Source organism: Synechococcus sp. OH2, from assembly GCF_047462155.1.
In the GTDB taxonomy this organism is placed as follows: Bacteria; Cyanobacteriota; Cyanobacteriia; order Thermostichales; family Thermostichaceae; genus Thermostichus.
In genome coordinates this window covers 1-2,376 of sequence record NZ_JANSIR010000004.1, presented here as the reverse complement: position 1 = coordinate 2,376, position 2,376 = coordinate 1, and the positions used below count along the sequence as shown (strand labels likewise).

Genomic DNA, 2,376 nt, shown 5'->3' with positions numbered 1-2,376 from the left:
CGCCTACGCGGTGGGGTAGTTCATAAATGCTCTGCCCGGCTGTGGAGGGCCTTGCCTGCCGCTTCAGGATTAGCCCGCCGTTACCGATACATCTTCGATGCGCAGAGCCGGAAAGGCCGTGGTGCCGTTGAAAACAGTTACCTCTTGTGAGATGGCGGAGATATTGCGCAAACAATCGTAGAGGTTGCCGGCAATGGTGGTCTCCAGGATGGGGCGCTTCTCGCCACCTTTGACCAAAAAGCCCCCCTTCACCACTCCGGAAAAATCGCCGGTGATCGGGTTGCTGCTGCCGGAAAGCCGCGTGACGATAATGCCCCGCTCCATCGCATACAGCTTAGACAAAGGGGTTGTCCCCGGGGCCACGCTCAGACAGGCCGGCCCCACGCCCGGCAAGCTGCCCGCCCCCCCTGTGGCATGGCCGTTGGAGGGAACGCCGGCAGCCCGGCCTTCGTAGCTGTTGTACATGAAGTTGCAGAGGATCCCTTCGTGGATCAGGGGGGTAATTTGGCGTGGCATCCCCTCGCGGTCGAAGGGCTCGATGGGGTGGCCGGGCAAGCCCAGCCCCTCGGAAACCAAGGTCAACAGGGGGCTGGCGATCAGGGATCCCATCTTCTGCGCCAGCGGGCTTTTGCCCTTGCGCACCGCGTCCGCCCCCAGCACAAAGAGGAGGTCTCCCAGAAACTCCTCCGCCACATCCGGCGGCAGGACGATGGGGCCGCGAAAACTCTCCCCCTCCCTAGCCCCTAGGGCCCCCACACACTTTTGCACAAAGCGCTCAAAAGCCCGCTCCAGCGCCGGCAGCAGATCCGCCCGCTTCTGCACACTGTCGCCGTCGTAGGCAAAGCTGCCCACCTCGTCCCCATCGATGGCCATGCCAAACAGGGATCCGCCCGCCTCGACGCTGTGGTAGTTGGCGCGGATGCCGGTGGAAGAAGCAATGGCCACGGTATCCTCTTCCACGCTGAAGGAGCCGCTGTCAATGGTGATGCGGGGGTCTTGGGAGCGCACCCACTCCACCAGTTGGGATCCCAGTTGCGTCAGCTCGGCAGCATCCAGTTCCAGCAGGCCTGGGTCGAGGGCAAAGGGCACCTGGGGCAGAGGCTGGGGATCCGGCAGGCCGTTGAGGGGATCCGCCGGCGAAGCCTTGGCCATGGCCACCGCCTCAGCCGCTGTCTCGGCCAGCTCTTCCGGGCGGTTGGAAGTGGCAAAGCCCAGCCTGCCGCCGCAGAAAACCCGGATGCCGAACAGGGTCTCGCTGCTGCTGCGGGCCAGGTTGAGGTCATTTTTCTCAAAAGTTACTTCCGTCTCACGGCCTGAGTTGGCAAACACCTCTGCTTGGTCAGCTCCGGCAGCCAGGGCCTTTTGCACCCCCTGTTCGCAAAGATCCAGCAGGTTTTCAGGAGCAATGACGGAGCCGGCCATAGAACTTGAGATCTAGATCTGCAAGAGAACAGTTCTATTATCGACCCTGCTGCCAAGACCTGCCCCAACAGCAGGGGGCAGATGATCTCAACTGGTCACTTAGGCTTGGGATCCCTTTGCCGGCAGCTTTGCGGATCCCTGCCGCATCAGGGCTGCTCCAGCGGCTGATCCGAGAACAGCAAGGGGGCAATGTTGGCGGCTTGGTTGAGTGGGATCTCGTCGTGGATGGCGTACTGATAAAACTGATCCAGCCGCTGACACAAACCTTCTGGGGTCAAAGCCTGTACATTGGAGCTGATGATGTAACTCTGGGCAGGAGAGGCCCGAAACGCCTGAAAGGCTTTGCGACAAAACGCCTGCTTGGCCTCAGGATCCGCCTGGCGCCACTCCGGCCCTGTGAGTTTGCCAGAGAGTGCCGGCTCAGTTGCCGCCCAAGCGCTGGACGCGACCAGGGGCAGTCCCGTTGCCCAAACCAGCCAGGCCAGGAGGAGCAGCAATACCTGCTGCCAAGAGAACCCAAGCCGTTGCTTGTGCTGCACCATAGGTGGATATGCTAAGGGAAGGAGCTTGGAATGCCGAAGCATCCCTAGCGATCCTATCGCCCTCGGTCTCCCCCATCCAGCCGAGGACAGCCCTGGAGCAAGGTTGGCAAGCAGCTCTATGGCTCGCAGCAAACCCCGCCAAAAACAGCGCTTTCCCCATCTGCTGGGCTCCAAGTGGACTTCTGTCCAGCCTGTGATGGGTTGGCGACATTTTCAGGTCGCTGCCCGCCAAGAGGGGCAAGGGGGGCTGGTGTTTGCCGAGCTGAGGGCCGTCTGCGATCCCCAGGTGCGCCTCTGGGTCAACGCCGCCACCCTCAAAAACCGGGATCTCTGGCAGCCGGGCTGGACGCCGTTGGAAGACGGGATCCCCTGCGGATCTGGCGAATCGTCTCTCTCTAGAGACTCAGGGATC

The 2,376-nt window shown here is 62.0% G+C and carries 3 protein-coding genes; 1 reads left to right on the top strand and 2 read right to left on the bottom strand.

Features of this window, described 5'->3' with window-relative positions; all coding sequences use genetic code 11:
- Nucleotides 1-69: 69 nt before the first annotated feature.
- Nucleotides 70-1,422: a TldD/PmbA family protein gene (locus NW835_RS00285; protein ID WP_414414216.1), complete on the bottom strand. Its 1,353-nt coding sequence runs from the start codon at nucleotides 1,420-1,422 to the stop codon at nucleotides 70-72.
- A 146-nt stretch (nucleotides 1,423-1,568) separates the two neighbouring features.
- Nucleotides 1,569-1,964: a hypothetical protein gene (locus tag NW835_RS00280; RefSeq protein WP_414334649.1), complete on the bottom strand. Its 396-nt coding sequence runs from the start codon at nucleotides 1,962-1,964 to the stop codon at nucleotides 1,569-1,571.
- Nucleotides 1,965-2,082: 118 nt separating this feature from the next.
- Between NW835_RS00280 and NW835_RS00275 the strand changes: the two genes are divergently transcribed.
- A partial coding sequence (locus NW835_RS00275; RefSeq protein WP_414414215.1) for a TIGR02450 family Trp-rich protein occupies nucleotides 2,083-2,376 on the top strand: 294 nt, incomplete at its 3' end.

Excerpts from the sequence above, each read along its gene's own strand:
- NW835_RS00285 (WP_414414216.1), bottom strand. The coding sequence starts at position 1,422 with ATGGCCGGCTCCGTCATTGCTCCTGAAAACCTGCTGGATCTTTGCGAA.
- NW835_RS00280 (WP_414334649.1), bottom strand. The coding sequence starts at position 1,964 with ATGGTGCAGCACAAGCAACGGCTTGGGTTCTCTTGGCAGCAGGTATTG.